Origin of the sequence: Neobacillus vireti (assembly GCF_036962465.1) — a bacterium.
In the GTDB taxonomy this organism is placed as follows: Bacteria; Bacillota; Bacilli; order Bacillales; family Cytobacillaceae; genus Neobacillus; species Neobacillus vireti_B.
Genome location: NZ_JBALNF010000060.1, coordinates 1 through 25,928 on the forward strand (window position 1 = coordinate 1; position 25,928 = coordinate 25,928).

23 protein-coding genes, 1 pseudogene and 1 riboswitch are annotated in these 25,928 nt (G+C 41.3%); of the genes and pseudogenes, 8 read left to right on the forward strand and 16 right to left on the reverse strand.

All coding sequences use genetic code 11. The features are described 5' to 3' along the window. Window positions 1–41: 41 nt before the first annotated feature. Window positions 42–127: riboswitch (cyclic di-GMP riboswitch) on the forward strand. 201 nt (window positions 128–328) lie between these two features. The 3 genes from V7077_RS21855 to V7077_RS21865 all read left to right on the forward strand — a co-directional run bounded on the left by V7077_RS21855 (window position 329) and on the right by V7077_RS21865 (window position 3,363). After that, the gene (locus V7077_RS21855) at window positions 329–895 is read left to right on the forward strand and encodes a WxL domain-containing protein (RefSeq protein WP_335505845.1); all 567 of its coding nucleotides are present in this window, start codon (window positions 329–331) and stop codon (window positions 893–895) included. Between the two features lie 148 nt (window positions 896–1,043). Continuing rightward, the gene (locus V7077_RS21860; protein ID WP_335505847.1) at window positions 1,044–2,036 is read left to right on the forward strand and encodes a WxL protein peptidoglycan domain-containing protein; all 993 of its coding nucleotides are present in this window, start codon (window positions 1,044–1,046) and stop codon (window positions 2,034–2,036) included. Between the two features lie 40 nt (window positions 2,037–2,076). After that, window positions 2,077–3,363, forward strand: coding sequence for a WxL domain-containing protein (locus tag V7077_RS21865; RefSeq protein ID WP_335505849.1), 1,287 nt, complete (start codon window positions 2,077–2,079; stop codon window positions 3,361–3,363). Window positions 3,364–3,421: 58 nt separating this feature from the next. On the opposite strand, the gene V7077_RS21870 is transcribed toward V7077_RS21865, so the two are convergent. The 10 genes from V7077_RS21870 to V7077_RS21915 form a co-directional block, all read right to left on the reverse strand. Then, entirely contained in the window at window positions 3,422–4,873 is a 1,452-nt protein-coding gene (locus tag V7077_RS21870) for a YfcC family protein (RefSeq protein ID WP_335505851.1), read from the reverse strand. Window positions 4,874–4,931: 58 nt separating this feature from the next. Then, window positions 4,932–6,515: an amidohydrolase gene (locus V7077_RS21875; protein ID WP_335505854.1), complete on the reverse strand. Its 1,584-nt coding sequence runs from the start codon at window positions 6,513–6,515 to the stop codon at window positions 4,932–4,934. 198 nt (window positions 6,516–6,713) lie between these two features. Continuing rightward, window positions 6,714–7,427 carry a GntR family transcriptional regulator gene (locus tag V7077_RS21880; protein ID WP_335505856.1) on the reverse strand — a complete coding sequence of 238 codons (714 nt, stop codon included), beginning with the start codon at window positions 7,425–7,427 and terminating at the stop codon, window positions 6,714–6,716. A 77-nt stretch (window positions 7,428–7,504) separates the two neighbouring features. Further along, a complete protein-coding gene (locus V7077_RS21885; RefSeq protein WP_335505858.1) occupies window positions 7,505–8,320 on the reverse strand; it encodes a fructoselysine 6-kinase in 816 nt (271 codons plus the stop codon). A 17-nt stretch (window positions 8,321–8,337) separates the two neighbouring features. Next, window positions 8,338–9,306, reverse strand: a complete 969-nt coding sequence (locus V7077_RS21890) for an SIS domain-containing protein (RefSeq protein ID WP_335505860.1) — start codon at window positions 9,304–9,306, stop codon at window positions 8,338–8,340. Between the two features lie 149 nt (window positions 9,307–9,455). Continuing rightward, complete coding sequence (locus tag V7077_RS21895; protein WP_335505862.1) at window positions 9,456–9,881, reverse strand: OsmC family protein; 426 nt, start codon at window positions 9,879–9,881, stop codon at window positions 9,456–9,458. A gap of 165 nt (window positions 9,882–10,046) precedes the next feature. Next, a complete protein-coding gene (locus V7077_RS21900; protein WP_335505864.1) occupies window positions 10,047–11,483 on the reverse strand; it encodes a hypothetical protein in 1,437 nt (478 codons plus the stop codon). Between the two features lie 22 nt (window positions 11,484–11,505). Continuing rightward, window positions 11,506–12,375: a hypothetical protein gene (locus tag V7077_RS21905; protein ID WP_335505867.1), complete on the reverse strand. Its 870-nt coding sequence runs from the start codon at window positions 12,373–12,375 to the stop codon at window positions 11,506–11,508. 187 nt (window positions 12,376–12,562) lie between these two features. Then, window positions 12,563–14,287, reverse strand: a complete 1,725-nt coding sequence (locus V7077_RS21910) for a DUF4153 domain-containing protein (protein WP_335505869.1) — start codon at window positions 14,285–14,287, stop codon at window positions 12,563–12,565. After that, a complete protein-coding gene (locus tag V7077_RS21915) occupies window positions 14,265–14,426 on the reverse strand; it encodes a hypothetical protein (RefSeq protein ID WP_335505871.1) in 162 nt (53 codons plus the stop codon). Before V7077_RS21915 ends, V7077_RS21910 begins: the two co-directional genes overlap by 23 nt. Window positions 14,427–14,610: 184 nt before the next feature. Here V7077_RS21915 and V7077_RS21920 point away from each other — a divergent pair, with 184 nt between their 5' ends. Continuing rightward, on the forward strand, window positions 14,611–15,519 hold the full coding sequence (locus V7077_RS21920; protein WP_335505872.1) for a reverse transcriptase-like protein: 909 nt from the start codon (window positions 14,611–14,613) through the stop codon (window positions 15,517–15,519). A gap of 108 nt (window positions 15,520–15,627) precedes the next feature. Here the strand turns inward: V7077_RS21920 and V7077_RS21925 are convergent, their stop codons facing one another. Further along, window positions 15,628–17,961 carry a YhgE/Pip domain-containing protein gene (locus V7077_RS21925; RefSeq protein ID WP_335505875.1) on the reverse strand — a complete coding sequence of 778 codons (2,334 nt, stop codon included), beginning with the start codon at window positions 17,959–17,961 and terminating at the stop codon, window positions 15,628–15,630. A 471-nt stretch (window positions 17,962–18,432) separates the two neighbouring features. Between V7077_RS21925 and V7077_RS21930 the strand changes: the two genes are divergently transcribed. The 3 genes from V7077_RS21930 (at window position 18,433) to V7077_RS21940 (ending at window position 21,491) form a co-directional block, all read left to right on the forward strand. Continuing rightward, complete coding sequence (locus V7077_RS21930; protein ID WP_335505877.1) at window positions 18,433–19,875, forward strand: L,D-transpeptidase family protein; 1,443 nt, start codon at window positions 18,433–18,435, stop codon at window positions 19,873–19,875. A 113-nt stretch (window positions 19,876–19,988) separates the two neighbouring features. Beyond that, a complete protein-coding gene (locus V7077_RS21935; protein ID WP_335505878.1) occupies window positions 19,989–21,212 on the forward strand; it encodes an NAD(P)/FAD-dependent oxidoreductase in 1,224 nt (407 codons plus the stop codon). Window positions 21,213–21,287: 75 nt separating this feature from the next. Then, a complete protein-coding gene (locus V7077_RS21940) occupies window positions 21,288–21,491 on the forward strand; it encodes a hypothetical protein (protein WP_335505880.1) in 204 nt (67 codons plus the stop codon). A gap of 43 nt (window positions 21,492–21,534) precedes the next feature. Here V7077_RS21940 and V7077_RS21945 read toward each other — a convergent pair whose 3' ends face one another. The 5 genes and pseudogenes from V7077_RS21945 to V7077_RS21965 form a co-directional block, all read right to left on the reverse strand. Continuing rightward, window positions 21,535–22,344, reverse strand: a complete 810-nt coding sequence (locus V7077_RS21945; RefSeq protein ID WP_335505882.1) for an EcsC family protein — start codon at window positions 22,342–22,344, stop codon at window positions 21,535–21,537. 168 nt (window positions 22,345–22,512) lie between these two features. Beyond that, the gene (locus V7077_RS21950; protein ID WP_335505884.1) at window positions 22,513–23,781 is read right to left on the reverse strand and encodes a glycosyl hydrolase family 18 protein; all 1,269 of its coding nucleotides are present in this window, start codon (window positions 23,779–23,781) and stop codon (window positions 22,513–22,515) included. 102 nt (window positions 23,782–23,883) lie between these two features. Then, on the reverse strand, window positions 23,884–24,510 hold the full coding sequence (locus V7077_RS21955; RefSeq protein WP_335505887.1) for a PspA/IM30 family protein: 627 nt from the start codon (window positions 24,508–24,510) through the stop codon (window positions 23,884–23,886). Between the two features lie 24 nt (window positions 24,511–24,534). Next, a complete protein-coding gene (locus V7077_RS21960; RefSeq protein ID WP_335505889.1) occupies window positions 24,535–24,879 on the reverse strand; it encodes a flagellar basal body rod protein in 345 nt (114 codons plus the stop codon). A gap of 444 nt (window positions 24,880–25,323) precedes the next feature. Continuing rightward, window positions 25,324–25,662, reverse strand: a pseudogene (locus V7077_RS21965) (C40 family peptidase); the annotation flags it as partial. Here V7077_RS21965 and V7077_RS21970 point away from each other — a divergent pair. Then, window positions 25,625–25,928 (forward strand): hypothetical protein (locus tag V7077_RS21970; RefSeq protein ID WP_335505939.1); only part of this gene is annotated, 304 nt, incomplete at its 3' end. The pseudogene V7077_RS21965 and the gene V7077_RS21970 sit on opposite strands and share 38 nt — an antisense overlap.

Sequence of the window (25,928 nt, forward strand, 5' to 3'; positions counted from 1 at the left end):
TTGTAGAATATTCTTACATCCCTTATAGTTGAATTAAATTAATAATTCAAGGGCAAAGTTATGGAAACGTAATGACGCAAAGCTATAGGGACTAACAGTGTTCTCACCAAGTTCGCCAGCTACAACACCTTTTTTTTAAGGTGTTTTTTTGTACAAAAAATACCCATATAAAGGTATTGATAGTCTTAAATGGGGTCTTCCCCTATTTATAGAATCCCTGCTCAAGAATAGAAGTACTGAACTACTTTGATCTTTCTTTAGTAGGAACATTATTTTATTAAGGAGGAACTACTGAACTAGTAATCTCAAACAATAAGGAGGAGTTTTTTTGAATAAAAAATGGAAAGTAGTATTATTAACTGGTTTATCGTCTCTATGTTTAGGACTTCCCGTTAGTGCTGCCACTACAGGAACCACCAATGCAACTGTTACGGTACTAGGAGGATCGCTAGGCCTAACCTCACCAAATCCAACCGTCAATATTGGTTCAATCGCTCTTGACGGAACGACAAAAAATCTTACAGCCAATTTAGGAACGATGGCCGTACAAGATTTAACAGGAAGTGGAAGCGGTTGGAATGTAACTGTATCAGCTACGCAATTCACCGCTGACACACATACGATTCCTAAGAATAGCCTGTCCCTAAAAGGCATTGACTCAGTAACCTCTGATGGAACAGCTTCAACAGCTCCATCTGCTGTTTCAGGAGCTTTAACAATAGACTCAGGGACTGCTCAAAAAATCTTAACAGCTACCCAAGGTACTGGCATGGGAAAATATAATGTTAACTTTGTAAAAGATGCTTTGCAACTAACCGTTCCTGCGGACACGTATGCTTCAACCAACAGCCCTTACTCTTCCACTATTACATACACCATCGTAACTGGGCCATAATGTTCAAAAAGGCAAGGGAAGAGTATGTAACCTTTTCATGCACTTGACTTGCCTTATAATTTAATCTTTATCGGAGGATAAAATGATAAAAAAAATAGGGATATCAACCCTAATTCTTTCATTATGTTTTTGTTTAGCAGGAATTAACATGGTTACTATGGCAGCAACCAATGAGAATAATCCCCCAAATGTTCAATTTTCGCTTCAATATCCAGTAAACCAAGATTCTAGTACAAAAGGTTACTATAAGCTTTCAATGAAACCAGAGCAAAAACAAACGATTTATATAGATTTGATGAATACCTCAGATGTACCAGTGACTCTGAATATCATGAATACAAACGCATTATCAACACAAAATGGCGGAATTAACTATACGGATAGTAAAGGTTCAGAGCTATCTTATAGTTTAAATAAAAGTTTCCTAGCAAATCAGTATATTCAAGTTCAAAAACAGATTGAACTACAAGCAAATTCCAAACAAACCATCCCGATAAAAATAATTGCTCCGAAAAATAATGGCACGTATTTAAGCGGAATTTTATTTACAACCCAGCAAAATAGCGAAAAAGAAAATGATGATCTCGTTCAAATTAAAAGTGAGGTACGAGTGGGGACAGCGATCCAGTTAGATGTCGGAAATAGAGAAATTCCTATCGTTGATATTAAAGAATCGATAACCAAGGTATATCCTTCGGGAATCCAAATACAGACAAGAGTAGAAAATCCCTCCCCTTCGATTATAAAATCATATGAAGTCCATTTTAAGGTTTATAATCTGCAGAACCAACTACTGTTTGAGGGAGGTTCAAAGCAATTTGATATGGCACCATTTACGGGAATTATGTTTCCATCAAATTGGAATAGCTCAGCTATCCAGACTGGGAAATATCGAATTGATCTCACAGTAAAAGGAGAAGGGAAAACCTATACAAAAAAGAATGTCTTTGAAGTCAATAAAGCTGATTTAAAAACCTATAAGATTACCAATGCAACAAGTGAAAATAAACCAATTGTCGAAAATGATAATCATATGATGATCTATTCCCTTATAGGAGTCATAACCGCATTGGTTGGATATATTATTTTTGAAAAAAGAAAAAGAAGAAAACAAGCACAAAAAGAAGAATCTAAAAATTAATTTGGATTTAGGAAAAGGTTTAGGGTGGGGAAATAATGGGATGAATAAAATAATCTACTTACTTTTAGCCACTTTCTTATTCTTATATTCAATTAGTTGTACACCTCTTACTACAGAAGCAGACACCTTTATCATGCTTCCTCCCGATTCTATTACAGCACAATCAAACTTAACGGGAACTGTAACAGCGATCCAAGAAAGTACTAGTGCACCTGATTTGAATTGGTTACAAGCAAACAAAGACCGTGACCCGACATTTGTCCATGGAACTTTTTTTGATACCACTTATGCTTTAAAACAGGGGTCCAATCTTCAAAATGTCACTTTTTTAATCCAAAAAAGTGACAAAGGGGGGATAAATCCATCCGCTACTCTTTCTGTATATGAAAAGGTCAATGGGTCACTTAAAACGGTTGCTTCACAGACAATTAGTTCTATTGGCGATACGCCTGTCGTCATTACTTTGTCCTTTGATGCTGCTTCCCTCACGGATAAAACTGGAGCAAACCTAGAATGGGAAGTGAGTGGGACGGCCTCTGCCCAAACAGGGAATGGCAATAGAAGAACGGTAGAAACGGGCGCAGTCAATTTCAATGCAACCTTATCCGTAGCTCCTTTTGGTGCCCCTCCCAATTTTAGTTCAACACAACTAACAGGCAATAGTGTTGTTTTAACTTGGAATGCCGTCTACCAAGCCATTAGTTATCAGGTCAAACGGAACGGAGTTGTTATCTATACGGGCAGTAATCTTCAGTATTCTGATACTGGATTGAATGATGCCGCCACCTATACATATACGGTTACTGCTTTTAACGGAACAATCTACTCTGCTGCTTCGACCTTAACGATTAAAACACCGGGGATCCTATCGATTTCTGTTCCATCGATAAGCAATTTTCCGAATATCATTTTTACGGATTATTTTAAAACTTCCACCACTAATTTTTCCTCCGGCATGACGATTAAGGATTCAACCGGGAGCAATATGGGGTGGAATGTAACAGTACAAGCGAGTCAGTTTCAAGAATCAGGTGGAAAACAATTACCGAAAGGTTCGTTAACATTGAATGGGCCTATCACTTTTGTTCCAATAAATGGAACAACATCCCCTAATCCTGTTAATTTAATCAATTCTCCTACGGTTATAGATAACGGAAATGCAATAAAAATCATTAGCGCCAATGCAGGGAACGGTGCTGGAGAATACCAAGCCACCTTTCCCAATAATGCCTTAAATTTATCAATTAATTTAACATCATTAACAGCAAATCAAACAAATAAAACCTATACCACAACATTATCCTTTACAATTGTCCAAGGACCCTAAGAGTAAGCACAGGGACGGTTCTTCTGCTTCGGAAGCAGAAGAACCGTCCCCATGCTTTTTACATTCCGATATAAGCTGAAATTGCTCCAAAAACGGCTGCAATTACCCAGAGTACTGGGAATAGTTTCATGATTAGTTTAATCCATTGGCCGAAGCTAATCCGGGCAATGGCTAAACCGGCTAAGAGCACTCCGCCAGTGGGGGAAATGAGGTTTGTAAGTCCATTACCAAATTGATAGGCTGTAACGGCTGCTTCGCGATTGATGCCCACTAACTCTGCTAACGGCGCCATTACCGGCATCGTTAAAGCAGCCTCACCAGATGAGGACGGCACGAAGAAGGTAATCACATTATGAGCGAGCAGCATGATGGTCGTAAAGGCAAACTTCGGCAACCCTTCCATCATATTCGCCAGTGAATTAAGGATCGTATCAATGATCATACCATTTTCAGCAAGAACTAATATCCCTCGGGAAAGCCCAATGATGACGGCTGCATAAACAAACTCACCACAGCCCTTAACAAAGTTTTCCGCTAACTCTTTTTGATTCATCTTAGCCACAAGACCTGAATAGAGTCCCAATCCTACAAAAACGGCGCCAATTTCCGTCATATACCAGCCTTTTGAAAGAATTCCCCAAACAATTAAACCAAGTGCAACCACAAATCCGGACAGAATCAGCTTATCGCGTCCGGAGAAAACAATTTCCTTACCGCTGTCGGCTTTAATAAAACGTTCACGATTTTCCTTATCATTTTTGTAAACAACCGACTTCTTGGGATCCTTCCTTACTCGATTGGCATACCACATCGTAAAGGCTATCGAAACGCCGGTGAAGACAATCCATTCAATAAAGCGGAGCCACAATTGCGGATTGCCTTCCACTCCGGAAACCCCCTGAGCAATCAGCACGGAAAAAGGATTCAAGGTGGAACCAACATAACCAATTTGAGTACCTAAAAATAAGATTAAAATTGCCGTAATCGAATCAAATTTTAAAACAAACATCAATGAAATAAAGATGGCGTAGAGTGGAATCGTTTCTTCGCTCATCCCGAACGTCGATCCGCCCAAACTGAAGATCATCATCGAGATAGGAATGACCCAGATTCCTTTATTTTTCATTCGCCGTGCAAGGGCAATTAATCCACGGTCAATCGCACCTGTCTGCAAAATAATTCCGAATGCCCCGCCGACAATCAGCACAAATGCCACAACATCCGCTGCATTAATGACTCCTGCCATTGGCGCACTTAAAATTCCTGATAATCCTTGCCGTAGGTCTCCATTTTTTCCAACCTTTGAGATGGTGTGGAAGGTTCCTGGAACAATGACCGTTCGCTGTGAACCGTCTACCGTTACCTCTTTCCGGTCAAATTGCCCGCTCGGGATAATCCATGTTAAAAGTGCTACTGCAATAATGATAATAAAAATAAGGGTGTAACTGTGAGGCAATGCCCACTTCTTTCGTTTTTCAATAACCGTTGGCTGCAATTGTTTTGCTTCCATGGTGGTTCCCCATTTCCTTTTTAAGTGACGTTTTATAACGTATTATCATTAAACCTATTTATTGTGAAACTTTTATCCTCGTAGTATCGTAAACAATTTTTCCATCTGCAATCGTTAAGACCACTTTCGCCTCTCGCAACTCCTCAACAGACGTTTCAAAAAGATTCCGGTCAAACACAGCAATATCCGCATATTTCCCCACTTCAATCGAACCGGTCTTGTCCTCCATGAACTGATGCTTCGCCCCGTTAATGGTCCATGCCTTCAACATTTCTGAGATAGGCATTCCCCGTTCCGGAAACCAGCCTCCTGAAGGAGAACCATCTGGAAATAAGCGCTTGGATGCGGCATAAATCGAATCAGGTACGCTCGTTATAAATAAAGGTAAATCCGTTCCCGCTGTAATCGTAATCCCAGCGTCAAGCATCGTCTTATAGTCATAAAAGCGGTGTTCATTCTTCTTTCCGACCACTTCACCCATATAGGCCTCTGGAAAAGAAGGATTCAACAGCAGGATTTGCGCATATATTTCCGCAAAAATCTCAAGTTCGCCCATCCTTATTAAGTCATCTGGATGCGGGTACTCTAAATCACTAATTGAATGTCTGGCATCACGCTTTCCATTGACCTGACGGCATTTTTCTAAAATAGATACTGCCTGTCGAATTGCAGCATCCCCTTCTGCTGTTAAACAACATTTTAACCCATGCCGGTCCGCTTCTAAAACAGAATTTTCAATATTTCCATAATCTACTGTTTGTAAATTTCTGATTGTTGGCATATCCGCATAAGGCTCCAGCATATCTCCTGTATGATTAGCAACCACTCCATCTACCATAAGCTTATAACCTTGAAAGTGGAGGTGATCATCTTGATAGTACTGTTGGTAGGCAAGACCTGCAGCTAGATTAAGAGGTTCTAAGACAGGTTCTAGGACAAAATGTACGCGAAGCGGCAGACGATCCTCCTGATGTAATTCGGTTAAGACCGGCAGCAGTTCATACTCATCAAAGCCGATGTCTTTGATGGATGTTACCCCTCTTGAGGCTAATAGCTGACAGAAACTCAAGAATTCCTCTTTTACCTTTTGGCGGTCTTGGAGCATGTCGTTTAATAAATATGCCCTTGCTTCCGCACTGCAGGCATCCGGAGTAAATTGATATTTATCGATTGCTGTCTGATTCATCCAGCAATAGCTTTTATTATGATTAATGGCAATAACAGGTCTGTCTGGAAATGCCTGATCAAGCAGTTGCGGTTCAGGCAGACACCCCCACACTTCTTGATCCCAGCCAAATGCATATAAATTCTGTGACGCCTCTAAATTTTTAGCATGATTGACTAATAGTGCTAATGCTTCCTTCATGGTGGAGGTTTTAGATAAATCTACTCCTCTATTCATGGACATATAACCTGTAAAAAAAACATGGTTGTCATGTACACCCGGCATAACTAGCTGGTTGCCAAGCTCATATTGCTTTGTTTCCGGGCCAATCCACTGCTGCTGTTCGTCCTGAGTTCCAACAGCGATTATTTTGTTTTCCTGAATGGCAATAAATCCTGCGAACGGTTCGTCCTCTTTGCTTGAAAAAATAACATTCGAAACAAGTACTATGTCTGCAGCATTTTGACTGACTTTCATCGAAGCACCTTCATCCTACTTTTGATTTTTTAAAGAGAATGACAATATATCAGCGGTTTTCTTGGCGATATCAGCGGTTTTTATAAATTTATCGGCGGTTTCTAACCATTTATCGGCGATAACAATAAAAGCGCTGTCATTAGTGGTATTTCATAACGATATGAAACGTTATAACAAAAGGAGAAACTATCCAATTTACTATAAAGTAAATTGATAGCGATCCCCGATAATATACTGCTTCCCCGCGTGTACTGGGCGGCCATGCTGATCATAAATAACGGCATTCATATAAAATAATGGCTTCCCAATGCTTGTTTCGAGCAACTGGGCCTGTTCCTCATCCGCCAAGGCGATTTCCAGTGTGGTTTTTCCAGATTGATTGGGGAATATTTCATACTTTTCCCGCAATAAATCATAGAGAGAGCCGTCTAATGCCTCATCCAATAAAAAGGAATAGCGATTAAAGGGATAATAGTTATTTTCCAGCATTAATGGGTTATCACCTGCAAATCTTTTCCTTTGAATATACAAGACCTTTTCGTCCTTCTCCAGCTGTAGAGCCTTCCGAAGGTCAGCGTCTCCTTTGATTACTTCTGTTTTCGTTACCTCACTGTGAGAAGTAAAACCATTGGCCTGGCAGGCCGCGGTAAACCCCATGACGTGTTCAATTTTCCGATCTATTTTAGGAAGGCTTACAAATGTCCCTTTTCCCTGCTGTTTGATTAAGTAACCTTCCTTTACCAGCTCCTCCACGGCCTTTCTAACCGTGATTCGGCTGACATTGTACTGCTCACTTAATTCTGGTTCAGTTGGAATTTTTTCACCCTGCTGATAAGTATCATTTAAAATAGCAGCCTGGATTGCCTTTTTTAATTGTCTATATAATGGTTCTTGATGGTCCGCGTTTAACATGGTTTACCCCCGCTTGTTTATAACGTTATATCATCATTATAACAGAAGAGCAGCCAAGGTTTCGCAATCACAAGGAATTAATAAGGAACACCATATCCAAACGAGCCTTCTACCAAACAACTTTTCGCAGCGAAGGCAGCAGCTTCTTTCATCGATGCGGCAATATCCTTACTTTTTAAAAAGTGCAGTAAAAACGCGGTGATAAACGAATCCCCTGCTCCCATCGTATCAACTGCCTTTACATAATCCGGTGCTTGATAATAATAGTGTTCACCATCAAACGCAATCGCTGGGTCACTTCCACGAGTAGCAACCAAAATTTGTTTCTCTCTTTTACGGTTTGCCTTTAAAAATTGCTCCGTCTCCTTATGCGACAGGTGGCTGCAAGAAAAGAAAGCATAATCAACATAAGGTATATTCTCGTTGATTTCTTCTTGCTGAAAGTCATCTGAAAAATCAAAGGACAGCGGTACACCGAGAGTGCTTAATTGTTCTAAAATGTGGCCGGTATGGCTGTACAACCCGGTATGCATGATCGAGAATCCCTTGATATACTCGATATCCTCCTCTGTTAACTGAAGCGGATTTTCGCGTGTCACCCCGCCTGCATTACTCCCCAAAAAGATGCGGTCCCCAGCCTCTAAGGTGACGCGGGCACAGCCGTTTTCCCCTTTAAAGTGACGGCAATGGGATAAATCAATTTCGAGCTCCTTTAGTACCTTTTCAACGTGCTCCCCTTCTGGATCGTCACCGAAGGTCCCAATAAACGCTGCTTCTACGCCTAATTTTTTGGCAAATACACTAAAGTTTACTGCGTTTCCACCTGGATACATCGTTTTAATATGAACATATTTATCTACGACATTATCACCAATACCTAAAACCTTCATCATCTTATTCACCCTCGATTTTAGTAAGATACTTTCCCCATATAACGGCGAGTTTCTAATGGATGATTCCGAACATCAGCTAATGCGGCACGATAGACACACATAATGCTGTAGAACAGGATTGGATTAAAGAATTCGACCACTTCATCGGCAATTGTATTGATTCCCAATTCTTTCGCATCGACTATTTCTACCTTTTCAGCGTACTGTCCGAGGAAGGTTTTTGCACGTTCATCCAATGCTCGTGTACGGCCTTCGTTCATTAATAAAATAAATGGAGTTTCTTTATCGGTTACTTCAAATGGGCCGTGGAAATACTCCCCTGAGTGGATCGGTGCTGCATTCAGCCATTGCATTTCCATTAACGAACAAATGGCAAATCCGTAAGCATGTCCGTAGGAAGCACCGCTCGATAGGATATAAAATAACTCTTCATCTTTGTATTTTTCCGCAAATTCCTTTGTTCTTTCAGCTACTTGCTGCTCACCCTTCTTAATGATTCCGTTGATTTTTCCGATTCCATTTTGGAATGCCTCGTAGTGTGCATATCCTTCTGTCACATGGAGGGTTTCAACTACAAGTTCTAAGATGATGGCCATTGGGTTATTTTTCACATCGGTGTCCGCGCCCCACTGATAGACGAATTCATGGTCCGAATAGTTTAATAGTCCAGCCTCATGGTTATGGGTTAACCCGATGGTATGTGCACCATGTTCCTTGGCTGTTTTTGCTGCTTCGACTGATTCCGGTGTGTTACCGCCGTGAGAACATACAATTACGAGTGAATCTTTGTTCAGTCGTTTTGGTGTCGCATGCACAAACTCGTTAGCTGTGTATAAGCCTGTTACAATCTTTCTAGCTTCGCTTTCAAGGAAGTATTTTGCTGGATACATATCCACCAGCGACCCTCCGCATGCTACTAAATATACCTCGGTAATCCCTTGTTCAGTTTGAGAATGGATCGTGCTAATAACGTTTACTGGATTCATTTGATTCTCTCCTTTTTATTTATAACGTTATATAACGTTATTGATATGACTTAAATATAACCGCTTTCATGCGAGGCGTCAATAACTATTTTAAAAAAAATCATGGGGACGGTTCTTCTGCTTCGGAAGCAGGAGAACCGTCCCCATGATTATATTGCCTTTTCCCCTTTAACCCCATTAATGGAGTAGCTAACTGTGATTTCAGCATTTAACGTATGTGAAACGGAGCAATATTTGTCCTTTGACAGCTGAATCGCCCGGATGACTTTTTCTTCTGGTAATTCCCCATCTAAAGCATAATGGAGATTGATGTTTGTAAATCGTTTTGGATGCTCCTCCGCCCGTTCGCCCTCGACATCTATTTGAAAGGAACTGGGCTCGAGACGCATTTTATGCAGGATGGAGATAATATCCATTCCGGTGCAGCCGGCAACGGCCTGGAGGAGGAGTTCGGTCGGTCTTGCTCCCGTATTTTCCCCACCGACCTCCGGAGCGGCATCCAATTTGGTTTCATGACCTGAGGGAGTTGTACCTGCAAATGCCATTTTTCCATTCCAATTAATTGTTAAATCCATCGTCATTCTCCTTTCTACTTGATTATTCTTGCCATTAGGATTGCTTCTTATTTTTCAGAATGGGTATTTCAATTTATTTTATGAAAGATACTTATATGAAGAACAAAAATACCCCTTCCGCACTAGCGAAAGAGGCTTTTCAACTTCTTAGGTTAAATCTTGATATTATTCTTGTGTAGCAGCTTCAACTGTTGTATTTTCAGCCACAGCATCATCAGAAACTACTGCTTCAGCGACAGCTTTTACAGCTGAGTTTGCAGCAGCGTGTGCTTGAGCTTGTTTGCTGGCCTTAACGTGAGCTTGAGCTTTTGCCTTGTTCGCTGCAGATGGGCTTACTTTTTCAGCTGTAACTGCTTCTTCAGTAACAGCTGTTTCCGTTACGCCGCTTTTCTCGTCAGCTACAACAGTGTCTTCACTTACGGACTGGTCATCCGCTTCAACGTCTGTTGCCTGAGTTTCTTCGTTCGTAACGGCACGATCATCTGTAGAAACTTGCTCTTCAGTTACAGCCTCTGGAACTACTGCTTGTGTATCATCAGCTTCCACTTCTGTTGCTTCTGCGTTCTCTTCGGATACAGCTTGGTCTTCAACAGCAGTTTGATTAGCAGCATCTTCAGAAACTTCATCAGTGTCAACGGATGTTTCATCTTTTGCAACAGGTGTAGGTGTCGCTGCAGTTTCATCTTCTACAACTGGTGTAGTTGCCGCCGTTTTTTCTTCAGTAACTCCCTCACCAGCTAGTACAGCAGAATGTTCATTGGCATGAGCCTTTGCTGTTTCACTCGCATGTGCACTTGCCTGGGATTTTGCTTTATTAGCAACTGAAGGACTTACCTTAGCTTCTGTTTTCACATCTTCTAAAGTTGACTCTACATCTTCTTTTTCAACATCTTCCAAAGCTGACTCTGCATCTTCTTCATCTTTCGTTTTCACGACAGCATCCTGGTCTTTGACGACTTTTTTAGAATCAGCATCATCATCTTTATCAGCGTCTTCTTTCTCCTCGGTTTTAGCTGCTGTATCAGCTTCCACTTCAGTTGACTTTTCGTCCTCTTTCACAGACTCTTCGTCTTCTGTTTTAGGAGCTTCGATTTTAATAGCTTCATCTTCTGTCTTAGGAACTTCAACTTTTTCCGTTTCCTTTTCAACATCAGTTACAGGTTCAGTAGTTTGAGTTTCTGTTGTAACAACCGGTTTAGCTTCTTCCTTTACCTCTACTGCTGGTTGTTGAGCCGGAACTTCCTCTGTTACAGTCTCTTTCGTTTTACCGACCTTGCCAAGAACTGCTGAGTTCGGGTTTGCATGCTGCTTAGCTGTTTCACTTGCATGCACGCTTGCTTGAGATTTGTTCACTTTTTCAGCTTTCGGCTGCTGAACCTTCACTTCTTTTACCACTGGCTTAACAGTAACAACAGGTTTAGAAACTGGCTTTTCCTGCCCATTTGCCTTTACTGAAGCCTTAACCTGAACAGCATGTCCTGCTTTAGCATGGTCTGGTCCAGCCGCCAGGGTGAAATGACCTCCTGCAAAAACTCCAACTGACAATGCTCCAGCTAATACGAAAGATTTCATCACTTTACTAGGGTTTAAATAATGGTTCATTTTATAATTCGCTCCTTTTAATTTACGTATTCCGTAGGCTGTAACTGCGGGTAACGGTTTTTAAAAAAGGAGCTGTTTGCGGCGGTGGTGATGGCGGCGCATTTACCCATTGGTGGTGCTTTATGTTATAGCGGGAAAGAAACGGCTGAACAAGCTTTATTTCATAATGCTTGTTCCACTCAAACCACTTTTCCAAAAAGCTAATCATATGTAAACCTTGGCTGACACGGTCATTCGACTGGCTGCCGCTTCCGCTGTTAGAACGCGGTACTGGGTTCAAGGCCTGATCGACAGTCGGAAGTTCGTCCTTACTTGCAGGAACCTGTTTCTTTACTGGCATTGGTGCAGCATGCTCCATCCGCATGACCTTCTTAGATTTTATCTCCACTGGAGCTGGAACCGAAACGGGAACAGGCTCTTTGGGAGCGGCCGTTCTTTTTCCAACCGCAATATCAACTTGGTTAATAGGTTGATCCGTTTCGGGCTGGCTTTTTTCTTCCTGTACGGAGTTCACAACAGCCGGTTTTTCATCGATCTTGGTTGCAAAATGGCCATTTCTATTTGCCTGAGCCGGCAAGGTTTTCGATCCTGCGGTTTGTTTTGGAGAAACAGCTTGTTTCAGGCCACGTTGGACAGCCTGACTTTTTGCCTTACTAGCAGGTGCTGGTAAGGCAGCCTTTTTTTCCACAACAGGTTTAACCTGTTGAGGTTTTAAAGGAACGTTTCTCTGACTCACAACTTTATTTGCTTGGTTTAAAGATGACTGTGCCTCTGCCACATGGGCATTAGCTTGTCCGCTGGGCTCATGTTTCTCAGCAAACGCCTGATTTGGCAGAAATAAAGCGGCTCCCGCCATAAGAGCAGGTATAATAATCGATCGGAAGTGCAACATCTCACCCCCTTTCCTCTTTTGTCACGTTCAATGACAAGATTCGAGGAAATTAAACCTTTTTTGACCACTGTTTTTAGAAACGATTCTATTTTCCTATAACCACTCCATCCATTTACCCAACTCTTGAAAAACAAAAATCCCTCTGCAATGAGAGGGACCTGAAATTTTCCGGGGTACAAAGACCACCCTATTTAATTTGAACAAAAACAAAAACACTCGCATTGTTCTGGTTAGATTGCTTCTCAATGCTAACATTTTGGACCACAATCGTTATCTTGGCCCGGTTATTTTCCTTTGTGAATGTCGCTTCATCAGCAGTTATCGCTCCCTTGGCGGCATTATACTTGTAAAACTTATCATAAATTTCTTGTGTATTAAAACTTATCAATTCCTGGCTGTTTTCCCCGATTATTTTCAAAATTTCAGAGCTTTTTAACAGGGAATAGTGTTTACCTGCTTTTTCAAAATCACTGCTTTCTTTTTCACTGCTGTTAGAAAAATCAACTTGAATAAAGTGATCAAAGCCGGTGATATTGATAGGAGTTGATGGTTCGATTGAAAGGTAAACGGCTTGGTTGGCATCCCCCGACTCTTGGTACTCATGAAAACCGAACGTAGCATAAAAATCTTTATAAACGTCAAAATTCTTTGGGAGCCAATCAATTTCCATTAAATAACCCATTTGGTCTAAGTAATGAACGGCATTGGTTATAATCCTTTGATCCTTTTCCGAAACAGACTCGTTCGGCTTAATTTTATTGTTTTCGAGCATATCATATTTTAAGAGCTCCTCTTCAAGCATTCCAATCTGACTATTCCGGCTTACGGTAAACGCATCAACTGGCGGCACGATGGAAATAACACAACTAATAATCAACAAGGCGGCAATCACACCATTTTTCCGTACAGGTAATATGCTTAATAAAACACCGACAATAATAGCAAATAGGCCAAATAAAATGACAAAATAGCGGTTATGCGTAATACCCGTATCAGTCAAGCTGATCAACGATGAGGCAATCTGAAAGAGCACAATCGGGATGAGTACCTTCGGGAAAACTTTTCGATAAAAACTCGTAAACTTATTCTCAAGCTCACTCACTAAGATATACAGCAAAATAACCGTAATAGCGTACGAGACGAGCATAGGTTCCAGCAGGTTATCATCCCAAAAGGACCCGCCGATAGTTTTGAAAATATAAACTACTAAGATGAGCGTAAACACACCTAGTAATGGGATGAGGATATAAGACAACAGGATGTCTAGAAACTTTGGATAATGTGCAGCTTGATCAATGGTGTCGTGCTTGGCCCTTGAATAATTAGGGATAAGCGAAAGGAAGTACAAGGGTGCAAACAGCATAAAGATAACGTTAGCTGTCTGCGGGTAAGCGGTATAGCCAATTTGAAAAATCAGCTCATTAAAAGCAACTAGGATGATATCAATCCCGATGAAGATAATCCCCGAGAAAAAGAGGGAAATAAAAAATGACTTAAAGGTAATCATGAAGCTTTTATTAAAACTGGTGCTGCTTTTGATTACAGGTACCCAGATAAAGGCCCAAAGCAGCGCAAACATAGCCACAACTGTTCTAATTTCTATCTCTGTACTTAAAGTTGGAGCCGGTCTAACAATCAAGTAGTATCCACCCGTTAGAATTATCGCCGCTCCCATCAGCGCCAGTCGAGATGAATATGTTGAAAAGAATCGTTCATAGGCTGCCTGAGTAACGGCGCTAAGGAATGCACCAAAGATAAAGGTTAATAGTAACTTCGTATCATCCTTTTCTGTGCTAATTGAATAAGCATTTACCAAGACTGCAGCTAACAAGAATAATGTGGTTAAAGGGAAACGGCTAATCGCATCTATTAACCCAGTAAGTTGCTCTTTACACTTTTTCAACCATTTCATCTTCTTCAAGCCCCCCTTTAGTTCCCTTCCATTTTTTTCTAATAAAATTATACCATGGATCGCTTGCCGATATGGGTATTTCTACTCTCTTATCCCTTTCAAAAACTGACAACTTTTTATTTTCAACATCTTTTGCCAAAGGAATTCGACAAACTTCACTAAAACCCTTCACATTTCCCGGGTAATTAACAAGATGATTTGGTTTATTCCAAAAACAGCCAATTTTTGATATCCTTACCTCTTTTTATATGATATTTTTAAAATAAGAACCTTCTAAACTGGATTTACGAGGACTAATACAATTCTTTCATGCAGGTGAATTTATGGTGCAAAAACAAAAGAAAACTTCAATAACGTTACTCTTAAGAGCCGAAATAATCGCAAATCTAAAACTAACGAAAGCTCAAATGAATGCCTATTTAAAAGATGGAATGCCGCATTACCTGATTGGGAATGAATATAGATTTCTCGAAAGTGAGGTATTACAATGGCTGGAGACTTATCAGCCATCACAGGAGCGGTTAGAAATGGAATTTCGTGATAAACAAGGCCGTACGATAGAAGAATATGTGACACATGATATCCTCCTAAAAACATTGAGGATTAAAAAGGAAAATTTGGCCGGACTCTGCAGAAAGGGTATGCCTTTTGCGCGAGTTGGAGAAAAGGATTTTTTCCACGTTCAGGATATACTCAATTTTTATCACAAGGGGACGAAAGTAGTGACACCAGCCACCATGACTGTAAAAAAGCAGATCATGCCATTAAACTTAAACGTCCCAAAGGATACTCCTTTTATTATCCTAGATGGTTCATACAACTTCCAAACTCATAAGGCAGGGACCGGATTGGTGCTGGTTGAAGATGGTAAAGCATTAACTGGAATTACAAATGTTCGAGACATTAAAACCACTAAGCCAATTGTCTGTGAATTCTTGGCCATACTAGACGCATTAAAAATGGTCAAAAAGAAAAAATTCACTAAGGCATTTATCATAACGGACCAAAAAGCATGGTCTAAGAACTTCACAATTGACGCCAAATCATATGAAGATGTGGTAAAGCCCTACATAAAAGAAATGAATGCCCTATGGAAAGAGCAAAAAGGGAAAATCTCTATTAAATTTATCGGCGAACTAACGGATGGGAATAAAAATACACTTTATCAGAAGGCCCATAGCTTAAGTAAAGAATATAAAAAAGGTACGTATCACCCATTAAAGATAGAGTAATAGAAAAAACCTGCCATTCTTAAGGCAGGTTTTTTACATGATGTTCACTATGGATAAAGCAAAGGGACGGTTCTTCTGCTTCCGAAGCAGAAGAACCGTCCCCATGCATCACACGGCCACTTGAGGCTGACGTTTGAATTTCATGATAAAGAATGTCAATGTTGCAGCAAGGAATAATCCAAAGAATATGGCTAGATGCCCGATATTCGTCCACATGAATCCATAGTCACCGGTTGAGATGACTGCCCTAAAACCTGAAATAGAATAGGTCATTGGCAGGTAGTGGTTGATATGTTGTAAGAAATTCGGACTAAGTTCAATTGGATATGTTCCCGCACTGCCTGTTAACTGTAAGATCAAGAAAATAACAGCTAAGAAACGTCCAGGATTATCAAGAGCGGTAACAAGGAACTGGATAATCGCCATAAAGGTCCAGCTTGTAATAATACTCAACATAATAAAGTAGGGAACACTCTTGACTTCCAGCCCTAGCCCCATCAATAATACGGCATCCGCTAACAACGCCTGACCAATCCCAACCGCTAAAATAACCCCGGCTTTTCCCATGAACCAGCCAACTCCACTCTTCGGTTCCACAGCCGGATCAAACATTGGGAAAATAACCGATAACATAAGCGAACCGACAAATAAGCTTAATGACAAGAAATAAGGCGCCAGGCCACTTCCGTAGTTTGGAACATGATTCATCTTGGTATCCTTCAAACTAACAGGTTTAGCAAACATATCATATACACTGTTATTCGCTTTGACATCACTGGCATCCTTTGCTCCGTTATCCAGTTGATTGCTCAATTCTTTTGAGCCATCCGCCAGTTTAGACATGCCGCTCGTTAAATCGGATGAACCATCCGCAAGCTTCGTCATTCCGGTAGTTAAATCCTTTTCACCTGTATAAAGTGATGTGGTACCAGCAGCTAATTGATTCGCCCCTTGGGCCAGCTGATTGGTTCCATTTTTCAATAGTGTAGAACCTGATGCTAATTGTCCTAAACCAGATGTCAGGCTGCTTGAACCATTCACAATTTGCCCGAATCCGGTTTGTGCTTCACTTAATTTAGAGCCAAACTGGGCCAAACCTTGCTTTAACTGCCCTTGGCCTGCCAGTACCTGTTTTGCGCCGCCGGACAATTGGTTAATTCCCTCCGCCAATTGACCCTGTCCTTGATTCAACTGAGTTGCACCGGCTGCTAAGGTTACGGCGCCTTCCTTTATTTGCTCAGCACTGCTCGACAAACCTCCTACACCTGCCGCAACCTGCTGGCTGCCTTGGGATAATTGTGTCAAGCTGTCCTTTAAAGCAGTCAATTGTGCCTTTTCAGTTGGGTCAGTCGTACGTTCTGCCATGCTGCTTACTTGACCGAGCAGCTGCTGTAGACCAAGGCTGACAGAATCCGCACCCGTTTTGGTTTGGTCTGCTCCTGTTTTCCATTTATCTAAGGATGCAGCGAGCTGCGAAGAACCGGCTTGTATCTGCTTTGAACCATTTTGCAGACTAGGCAGATTGGCAGCGGCTGACGCTAAACCATCTGATAATTGCTGCGTGCCTGCTTCTGCTTGAGTCGCACCGGTCAATAACTTGGTATTGGCATCCTTCATTTGTGTGAGGCCAGTGCTAAATTGCTCCAATCCAGATTGAACTTGTTTAGAACCAGCTGAAGCAGAAGCAACTCCATTTGAAAAAGCAATCGATTTCTCAGCTAAAACTTCAAGGTTTCCTTTGATCGTTTTGGCCCCAGCATCAACTGATTTTGCCCCATCTGCTAATTTTGTTGCACCGCTTCCAGCAGTGGTAATGCCATTCTTTAAGCTTCCCGCACCATCTTTCGCTTCGGAAATCCCATTATAAAGCTCTCCAGCACCGTCACTTGCCTTGTTCAACCCGGTAGCGACATCTTTTAAACTATCAAACACGGATTCGGCATAAGTTTTTGTAACGGAACTCGACACTTCTTCTTTTATTTTTTCAATCGCAGAGTCACCAATTTTCGACGATAAATAGTTATTTCCTTCATTAACGGTATAGATTAGATTTAATTTTTCAGGATGATCACTTTGCAGGGTTGTCGCATTTTTTGAAAAATCTTTAGGAATTTCGATCTCTAAATAATAATCTTGCTTCTTCAAGCCTTGTTTGGCCTTCGCTGCACTAACAAACTCCCAGTTAAAGCTTTTTTTCTCCTTTAAATTCTTAACTAAATCCTTACCAATCGTTAACTTTTCTCCATTGTAAACCGCCCCTTGGTCGTTATTGACAATTGCCACAGGCATTCGATCCAAATGAGCGTATGGATCCCAAAAGGCCCATAAATAGGTGCCGCTGTAAAGCACCGGAATCGTCATCACACCGATAATAGCGATTAGCAATTTGCGCGTGTGGAGAATCCTCATAAATTCACTTTTTAACGATGTGAAAGCTTTCATGATGTTCACCTCATTCATCATATTTTAAAATCATTTTGACCAAAATCACCATTTGGTCATTTTAAATTAAAAAAAGAAACGTATTCTAATAGACCAATGAAAAACAATTGTGCCGGGAGTCTTTAAACATGAGTCGTAAGCAAAATGACTGTTTTAGTATTTTGGTCATTTATTTGACTGTATTACTATACCATGACTGATGATTGGTTTCAACTATAAATTATCGTAAGTTGGATTCCATAATAAGTCCTAAAAACCTGAGACTTGAACCTATTTTTTACCAAAACAAAAAAAACTTCAGACATTTACAAATTACGACAATTGTACGCAAAAAAATTTTGTAGAATATTAGTAATAAATATTTAAGGTTATTTTAAGAATGTTGTAATATAATTGTAATGTTTGATTTAAGGCGAAAAGTAAAGTCGGTTAACGCTGATTGCTGCGTCACCGGGTTGAGGGGGAATCTTTATGGAAAGTTCAGTAAGCGAAACAGTGGAAATTGATAGGCGACGGGTAAAACGGTCTAAATGGTATAAAAATTGGAAGTTTATCATACCTAGTATCATCGTAATCCTAGCCATTATTTTAGGCGGAATCAACTATTATCAGGCAAACCACTTTAATGCAAATATAAAAATTAATGATATAAAAGTCAGTGGACTAACGGCTGATGAAGCACTAAAGACATTAAAAACTGCTGTCTTAACCAACGAAGTATATGTCGGAACGCAGCAAATTTTAGATGGACAAGATACGAAAATGGAATTTACAGAAAAAGATCTGCCAGCCGTCAAAAAAATATTAGCAAACCAGAAGACACTCTTTCCTTCTTCAAAAGCGAAAAACTATTCATTAATGCCCAGCAAAATGGATCAGTATCGCAGCCAGACAATGAAGAAACAAGTCGAAGAAAAGCTTATATCCCTGAACAAAAGTTTAAAAGCGCCACAAGATGCCGAGGTTCATTTAGAAGAAGGTAAAATCGTCGTCTCTAAAAGCGTGAGCGGAAATCAATATGAGATTGCCAGTCTATTAAAGGACTATGAAAAACAGGAATATAAAAGTGATATCCATTTGAATCCTGTCTATATCGAGCCAATCAAAGAAGACAGTCCAGTCATAAAAGATGAAAAGAATAAGCTGGAGGCACTTCTGCAGCGTACCGTGGATTACAAGGTACAGGACAAAGTTTATTCCCTAAAAGCGAGCGATTTAATTAAAAGCGCCACGGTGACAAAAGACTTGAATGTTTCCATTGATACGAATGAGATCAAAAACAAGATTTCTGACATTAATGAAACTCAATCGACATTAAATAAAAATTTCCGATTCAAAACCCATTCAGGTTCCGTTATTTCGGTTAAAGGCGAAGGCTATGGCTGGGCTTTAGATGAAGACAAGGAAGCAGCACAGCTTCTTGCCGCTTTCAAAAAAGGAGAAAAGTCCATTTCAGCTTCTAATATTATTGGACATGGCTGGAGTGGTGAAGGCTATGGTTATGAAACGACAGCCAACAACGGCATTGGCGATACGTACGCTGAAGTATCAATTGCCGAACAGAAGATTTGGATTTACAAAAATGGAAAATTAGTCGTTACCACCAATGTCGTGACCGGTAAACACAGCACGGGTGAAGATACATCAAAAGGAGTTTGGTATATCCTTTACAAACGAACACCATCTACCCTTAGGGGCTCTCACGTAGGAAGTGGTTCTTATGAGGTGGAAGTCCAATATTGGGCGCCATTCACCAACAGCGGACAAGGTTTCCACGATGCCAGCTGGCGGAGAAACTGGTCAAGCAGCGCCTACCTAAATGCAGGATCAGGCGGATGTGTCAATACACCATCTGCTATCATGAAAACCGTATATAACAATCTCAGCACCCATGAACCGGTTGTCATTTATTAAAAGCAAAGGGACGGTTCTTCTGCTTCTTAGAAGCAGAAGAACCGTCCCTTTGCATCTAAAGAAGATGGATTGGAGATAGTAATGGTATTCATCTAAAAGTAGGAGGATCCATTATGAACTTACAATCTGGAACCTATTATTGGCCAACCACTTTTCCTGACGCCCCATCCTACCCTGCTCTTAAAGAGGACCTCACTTGTGATGTCTGCATTATTGGCGGCGGCAGCTCTGCGGCACAGTGTGCCTATTACCTAGCAGACACCGGTTTAAATGTAGTCGTGATTGAAAAAGAAACAATCGGAAGCGGCAGTACGAGTGCAAATTCCGCATTAATTCAATATTCTGGTGAAAAAATGTTTACCGACCTTATCCATACCTTCGGACAAGAGTACATCGAGCGTCATTTGCAATTATTAAAAGAAGCCATCAACGAAATAGAGGCGGCAGCAAATGCAGCGGAAATTGACAGCGAATTTACCCGTCGGGATACCCTCTATTCTGCAAGCTGCAAAGACGACGTTGCCAAACTAAAAAAAGAATATGACTTTTTAAAGGCCCAAAACGCTGAGGCCGATTTTTGGACAAAGGAAGAGATTGAAAAAAATTATCCATTTAGCCGTGAGGCGGCGATTTATTCTTACAACGACGGCGAGCTGAACCCTTTCAAATTCACACATGCTCTCATTGATTTTGCTGCAAAAAAGGGTGTCCGTATCTACGAAAATACGGAGATGAACGGTCATCATTACGATGCTCAGCAGGAACGGATGATCATTTCGACAAAGACAGGCAATTCGATTCAGGCACGCCATGTCATTTTTACAGCCGGGTATGAGGGAATCGATATTAAAAAGGAGAAAAAGGCTTCGTTTGTCAGTACTTATACCGTAACTACAAATCCAGTCGCTGATTTTTCAACTTGGACTAATCGGACACTCCTTTGGGAAACTGCCCGCCCTTATTTATTTATGCGCACAACAGCGGACAACCGAATCATCATTGGCGGCCTTGATGATAACACAACATATGCTGACGACCGTGACAGTAAGCTGTTACATAAAAAGGAGAAGCTGATAGAGGAATTTAATAACCTGTTTCCTGCTATTCACGTGAAACCAGAATACTATTTAGCTGCTTTTTATGGGGGAACGGTTGACGGCCTTCCGATTATCGGTGTGTATGACGAATACCCCAATTGCCATTTCCTCTTTGCCTTTGGCGATAATGGAACCGTATACAGCCAGCTGTTAGCGAAGCTGATTGTAGAAGCGGTTGTTAAAGGAAGCAGCCAGGATATGGAGTTGTATCTTCAGAATCGCCCGTTGCTTAAGAAGTAGGAAATGTCCCCCTATCTTTACTGAATAAATAAGCCAATACTACATATCCTATTTCTGTTTAGGGGGTGACAAACCATGACGAATGAAAGAAATAATGAAAACCAACAAACCAATAACAGTATTGCGGACAGCGTCAAGAATACGGCGGGTTCAGCATTTGAAACGGTTCATAATGCTTTGGAAGCGACTGAGAATGTTGCCATGAAAGCAGTTGATGCTACAAGCAACGCGGTAAACAGTGTAACTGGCAACAACAACGACCGTGACAATCAAGAATAGAAAAAAGGTGTCCCAAAAGTATCAACTTTTATGGGACACCTATTTATTTTCTCATCAAACCTGGCTCTAACCGCTCAAGAATTCTTCTTTTTCCATATAGCATCATTCCTGTTTCAGCTAAATCATGAATCATAGTTCTATTGGTAAACGCCCCAAAAAGGATTCCTGCAATCGGGACCATCTGAAACAGCTTCTTCCAGCCAAACTGATCTCTGTACGTATAGACAACCTCCCGCCAGCCTTGCAGCTGAGAAATGGTTTCATCCGATTTGCTTCCTTGCCCTGAATAGCGGGAGAGCTCATGAAGGATGGCCCGTTTCCCAACAATATCAGCTGAAGCAAACTGCAGGCATTTCACCATAAAGACACGCTCACCCTGATCGCTTGGATCATAGCCATGAATAATCGCAATTTCCTGTAGTGTTTTTAAGGAGATCGCTATTAAAGCTGGGATATCGATCGCCAGTGTAAAAATCCCGCCGATACCTGTGCTGGCCCCTTGAATGGCAGCAAACTTCTTCCTTTGCTTTGTAAGCTCTTGGCTCAACTTATACATAGTCGCTATAGGGATATCTTTGATATCTGATATATCATCGATCGGCTTCCCCATTTCTTTTTCTACTTTTTTAAAAATGGTCTCTTTTTTAATGAGATAGCTGCCGCCTGTTTGAATATAAGAACCGATTTCTTCTAGCAAGCTTCCCACTTTATTGTGAATGAATGCCGGAGTTATTTTATCTAGAAGCTTAAATGGAAGCCGGCCCAGCCGTTCCCAAATCCATAAATCACTCTGGTCCTTTTCCCATTTTTCTATGACGGAAAGTTGATTCACTAGTTCTTCTCTTGTTTCCATTACTGCTTCATCACCTTTATTTTCTTATCAATGGTTGATTTATATACGAACACGAACAGGTTTGGTTTCAAAATCGAAATTGGACGGGCAGCGGGAACTTTGCTTATTGTTTACAATCACGAATTTTTTATTTAATCAACTGTATACCACTACTTTGAAAACGTAAAACTACGTCGGATTTTTTATAATCGTTAGATCTTTGTTTAAAAAAGCCCAATTCTGAGGTGCCGGCAAACTGATTTGCCAAAATGTGGTTCCAGCTAATCCGTAAATATCAAGCAGTTTATATTTTTCCATATAACTTCGGATGTCCTCAAACCAAACAACATGTTCCTCAGTGCCGGACCAATAACGAAACCATGGTGATTTCGCTGTTTCGTCAAATTGAATCGACTCTCCAACTGAAATAGCTTTATTTTGCGCATTAAGCACAGACAATCCTTGAGTGGCATGGGTAGCAGCCACTTTGTCATAGCCATACAACGGCAGAGCCATGAATAATTTTTGCGGGCTAACGTGCGTGAGAGCATACTTAATCACTTGTTCTACCCAACCATATGGTGAAATCGGATCGGGCGGTCCACCTGGGTAGCCATAATCCATCGTCATAACCGCCACCAAATCAACCGCATTTCCAATTGCCGCATAATCATACGCCCCCACAATCCGATTGGTCGGTAAATCGGCGGTCTTGGCGTGAACATTAACATGTAAAAGTAAATTTCCTAATTGCTGCTTTAAATCTTGTAAGAACAACGTAAAATCATTCCGCCTTGCCGGCGGGATAAATTCTAGATCAAGGCTTACCCCTCCAAACCCTCTACTAATGGTGAGATTGACGATGCTAGCGACTAAATTCTGTCGATAGGTTGGATTTCCCAGGACCCCTCCGGCCAGCTCTGCACTAAAGCCACTGGCGATATAGTTTCGGATCATTAATAATGGAGTCATATTTAATTGCCTGCACTTTGTAACAATAGCTGTATCGTCTATTTGAGCAAAAGCGTAACCTTCATTGGTAAACGCATAGTTCACAACCGCGACATATGTGAGCTGGTTAGATAAGGAATCTAATAGGGAAAGGTTTGGCCCTGAAGGAACAAAAAAACCAATCGTCCGCACGGCTAATTTAGTAGGGGAAGGAATGGTAATCATCTGGCCGATGTGAAGTTGATCTATATTTATTCCCGGATTGACTTTACGAATTAAGGAGAGATCCGAATTAAATCGTTGGGCTATTTCCCAAAGAGAATCACCTGCTTTTATTTGATAAGCTCTTGTTGGCAGAGAATCGTCTGGAAGATACAGGGCTAGACCGGGAACTATTTCAGTTGTAGAAGGTAACCCGTTCACACGTACAATGGTTGGAATGGGAACCTTATATTTTTCGGAAATGGACCACAGATTTTCTGCCGTACCAACGACATGTACAGTCATCCTCCTCACCTCTTCTTTACCATCATATTAGCGGAAGGGGGAAGAATATACTTTGTGTATAAACGAAAAACGGACTTTTGTCACAAGTCCGTTTTTCTCTTCCTACTTTTCTAGTTTTTTCTTAAGCTGCTCCACTCGCTCATCAATTGTACTGTTGAGGAAAGAACTCTTCACCTTCTGCTCTAAACGATCGAGATAGCCTTCAATATCCTTAAATTTTGAGTAGGAGGTTTGAGTGTAAGAATCATTTTCAAGAACCTGGTTCATTTGCAAGTTAGCCCGGCTCACATTTTCTCTGCCCATTAACTCCATCCGGCGAATTTGCATATCCTTCACGCTTCGTTTCATCTCTTCAAACTTTCGTTCCAATTCACGGAGCTGCTCGGTCACTTGAGTCAGTGAGGCTTGCAGACGCTGCGCCCGCTCATCGTAATGCTGCTGCTCGGCGGCAGCAAATTGATAGAGCTCGGTTTCCCCAGCAATGGAGGCAATCTCTGCCTGATGCTTTCTCTTTTCAGCCAACTTCATGGCCTCACTATATTCTTTTACAAATTCATCTCTCAATTTTACTTGCCGCCCCACTAACTGCCCAACCTTCTCTGTTTCCTGCTCACATTCACGCAAGTACTGGTTGAGCATCGCAATGGGATTCTGCTGTTCCTTTTTATTCAGGGCCTCATTTAAATCCGCTACAATGATATCTTTGATTCTTGTTAATAAATTTGTCATGTCATTTCTCTCCTTTTTAAAAAATTATTTTTTCATTTCGTTCCATTGATTTTCAAAGTTTACAAATGGATCATGTTTACTGTTCTTAGGTGTCTTTTTACTCTTATTCCACTCTTTATAAACAAGATAAAGCACATAGGCAGCGGCCACTCCGATTAGAGCTGGGATGTGGTGGATCGTGGAAGATAGGACAATTAAGCCAATAATGACGAGACCAATCTTCCAAGCAATGGAATCTGTTTTAAGAAACTGTCTAAAGATAAAGTAAAGTAACACAAGACTTACCAACAAGCTGACGATCGGGCCAATCGAGTGAAGTAATATAAGAGCAGCCAGCCCGCCGGCTAAAATTAAACCAAACTTTTTCATGCTAATTCCTCCTTGGAATTGTTCATTTATTTGTTTCTTTATCTTGATATCATCTTACCTTTTTTCGTTTGTTTCCATAATTGCGCCAGAGCTTGATTTTTGTATCGGACTTAAGACGTAGTTGAGATGAGACCTGATAAAGCGGGCATTTGGGTGAGTTAATATTTGCCCATGAAGGGGGAGTTTTGGTTGGAATGGGCAAAATAATCTATTTTTGTGACCATGTGAGTGATTTTCTAGGCGGAGCGGGTACAATAATCTGTTTTTATGACCATGTGAGTGACTTACTGAACGGAACGGTCACAATACTCTCTTTTCGTGACCATATGGGTGATTTTCTGGACGGAACGGGCACAATAGGCTCACTGACATAACAGGTTGTTTCCCTTATACACAAAAGCCCTACAAGCAATATGCTTGTAGGGCTTTCGGTGTCAGGCACCATTAATAAGGCGATTTTGCGCCTAGGTATCTAGTTTTCCAATAGGAAGAGGTCATATCAGAGATGACTACCCCTGTTGATGCTGCGCTGATGAATTTGTTGTTTCCTAAGTAGATACCAACATGGGATGGTCCGACTTTATAGGTTTCAAAAAAGACAAGATCCCCCACTCGCGGTGAGCTGACTGGTGTTGCCGCTTCCCACTGTGTTGCTGCAGTACGTGGCAAGGAGATTCCCACTTTATTGAATACATATACGGTAAAGCCACTGCAATCGAATCCTGCTGGCGTGTTTCCGGCCCATTTGTACGGAGTGCCGATATATTTTTTAGCCTCCGAAATCACTCCTTCAACAACCGAAGTTGAAGCAACAGCCGGTTTTTGGGTTGCTTCCGCTGTTGGCGCTGCCGGTTGCTGTGGTGCTGGCGCTGCTGGTTGCTGCGTTGCTTCCGCTGTTGGCGCTGCCGGTTGCTGCGTTACCTCCGTTGCTGGCGCTGTTGGTTGCTGCGTAACCTTCGCTGCTGGCGCTGTTGGTTGCTGTGGCGCTTCTGCTGCTGGTGGCGCTGCCGGTTGCTGTGGTGCTTCCGCTGCTGGCGCTGCCGGTTGCT

What these genes read in the sequence shown, in the direction of transcription:
- V7077_RS21860 (WP_335505847.1), top strand. Translation starts at nt 1,044, where the DNA reads ATGGTTACTATGGCAGCAACCAATGAGAATAATCCCCCAAATGTTCAA.
- V7077_RS21865 (WP_335505849.1), top strand. Translation starts at nt 2,077, where the DNA reads ATGAATAAAATAATCTACTTACTTTTAGCCACTTTCTTATTCTTATAT.
- V7077_RS21870 (WP_335505851.1), bottom strand. Translation starts at nt 4,873, where the DNA reads ATGGAAGCAAAACAATTGCAGCCAACGGTTATTGAAAAACGAAAGAAG.
- V7077_RS21875 (WP_335505854.1), bottom strand. Translation starts at nt 6,515, where the DNA reads ATGAAAGTCAGTCAAAATGCTGCAGACATAGTACTTGTTTCGAATGTT.
- V7077_RS21880 (WP_335505856.1), bottom strand. Translation starts at nt 7,427, where the DNA reads ATGTTAAACGCGGACCATCAAGAACCATTATATAGACAATTAAAAAAG.
- V7077_RS21885 (WP_335505858.1), bottom strand. Translation starts at nt 8,320, where the DNA reads ATGATGAAGGTTTTAGGTATTGGTGATAATGTCGTAGATAAATATGTT.
- V7077_RS21890 (WP_335505860.1), bottom strand. Translation starts at nt 9,306, where the DNA reads ATGAATCCAGTAAACGTTATTAGCACGATCCATTCTCAAACTGAACAA.
- V7077_RS21895 (WP_335505862.1), bottom strand. Translation starts at nt 9,881, where the DNA reads ATGGATTTAACAATTAATTGGAATGGAAAAATGGCATTTGCAGGTACA.
- V7077_RS21900 (WP_335505864.1), bottom strand. Translation starts at nt 11,483, where the DNA reads ATGAACCATTATTTAAACCCTAGTAAAGTGATGAAATCTTTCGTATTA.
- V7077_RS21905 (WP_335505867.1), bottom strand. Translation starts at nt 12,375, where the DNA reads ATGTTGCACTTCCGATCGATTATTATACCTGCTCTTATGGCGGGAGCC.
- V7077_RS21910 (WP_335505869.1), bottom strand. Translation starts at nt 14,287, where the DNA reads ATGAAATGGTTGAAAAAGTGTAAAGAGCAACTTACTGGGTTAATAGAT.
- V7077_RS21920 (WP_335505872.1), top strand. Translation starts at nt 14,611, where the DNA reads ATGGTGCAAAAACAAAAGAAAACTTCAATAACGTTACTCTTAAGAGCC.
- V7077_RS21925 (WP_335505875.1), bottom strand. Translation starts at nt 17,961, where the DNA reads ATGAAAGCTTTCACATCGTTAAAAAGTGAATTTATGAGGATTCTCCAC.
- V7077_RS21930 (WP_335505877.1), top strand. Translation starts at nt 18,433, where the DNA reads ATGGAAAGTTCAGTAAGCGAAACAGTGGAAATTGATAGGCGACGGGTA.
- V7077_RS21935 (WP_335505878.1), top strand. Translation starts at nt 19,989, where the DNA reads ATGAACTTACAATCTGGAACCTATTATTGGCCAACCACTTTTCCTGAC.
- V7077_RS21940 (WP_335505880.1), top strand. Translation starts at nt 21,288, where the DNA reads ATGACGAATGAAAGAAATAATGAAAACCAACAAACCAATAACAGTATT.
- V7077_RS21945 (WP_335505882.1), bottom strand. Translation starts at nt 22,344, where the DNA reads ATGGAAACAAGAGAAGAACTAGTGAATCAACTTTCCGTCATAGAAAAA.
- V7077_RS21950 (WP_335505884.1), bottom strand. Translation starts at nt 23,781, where the DNA reads ATGACTGTACATGTCGTTGGTACGGCAGAAAATCTGTGGTCCATTTCC.
- V7077_RS21955 (WP_335505887.1), bottom strand. Translation starts at nt 24,510, where the DNA reads ATGACAAATTTATTAACAAGAATCAAAGATATCATTGTAGCGGATTTA.
- V7077_RS21960 (WP_335505889.1), bottom strand. Translation starts at nt 24,879, where the DNA reads ATGAAAAAGTTTGGTTTAATTTTAGCCGGCGGGCTGGCTGCTCTTATA.